Here is a 983-nt window from a genome sequence, read left to right on the forward strand (position 1 = left end):
CTTATCTTATGAGGGATTCAGGTGTGCGAAGTTTGAGTATCTAATCTATCAAAATATTGTCCTATTTTTTTCTGCTCTTCATACCTTGGAAATCTAACTTCTTGTTGATGAAGGATACTTCCTTTTATCCCCTGTACTGTACCTCCAGAACTCTTTGCATATAAAATATTTTGAAATTCAGGTGATAGGAAATAATACTTTAGATATGTATTATCCATAACATGGTCATGTCCACGATATTTTATAATCCTCTGTGCAAGTGCTACATTTTCTTTATTCACCTGAGCCACATTACCACAAGGTGCTTCCGTAGTAATAAGTACATCTCCAATTTTTGGCATTCCTCTATGCATTACTTTATCATAATCTTTTTCAGAAATATATTCCTGCGAAGCTTTATAATCTATATATCCATCTTTAATATTTTTTGCCGTAACAAGAAAAATTCCTGAAGTAGTTTTAGATGGCGTTTTCCCTCGATAATCAACATAATCACAAATATTAATCAATTTTTCCTGTGTCCAATCGCCAGTAAATCCTTTCAAGCGAATCTTAGGTACTTTTTCTTCCTTCGTTGGGAACATATTTTTCAGGAAATACTTCTTAAACTTCTTCTGCTGCTCCAACTTACGTTGTCGAAGAGTGATTAGATTATCAAATTCTTCAAAATATTTTCCTATTTTTTCTTGTTCTTTCAGTGATGGAAGAACCACAGGGAAATTTACAAGAATACTTTGATTGAGGTGCTTAATGGTTCCTCCGGTAGCTTTTTGGGCTACATAATTCATTAGAAATGGTGCTCTTAAATACTGAAATAAATATTTTTCATCAATATTACTTCCATCTTTAATCTCTATATTAAAGATTCCGGTATTTAGTGTTGCAGGTTTCTTCAAACCTTGCACATAAGCAACCTTTCCTAAAGTACCATCTTTTGTTATCAACTCAAACTTCGCACACCTGAATCCCTCATAAGATAAGGC

The 983-nt window shown here is 33.3% G+C and carries 1 protein-coding gene; it reads right to left on the reverse strand.

The window, feature by feature from the left end:
• Positions 1-17: 17 nt before the first annotated feature.
• Positions 18-983: restriction endonuclease subunit S (locus DWX75_RS12160; protein WP_199497618.1), on the reverse strand; the 966-nt coding region annotated here is incomplete at its 5' end.

This window comes from Mitsuokella sp. AF21-1AC, assembly GCF_003458855.1.
Classification (GTDB): domain Bacteria; phylum Bacillota; class Negativicutes; order Selenomonadales; family Selenomonadaceae; genus Mitsuokella.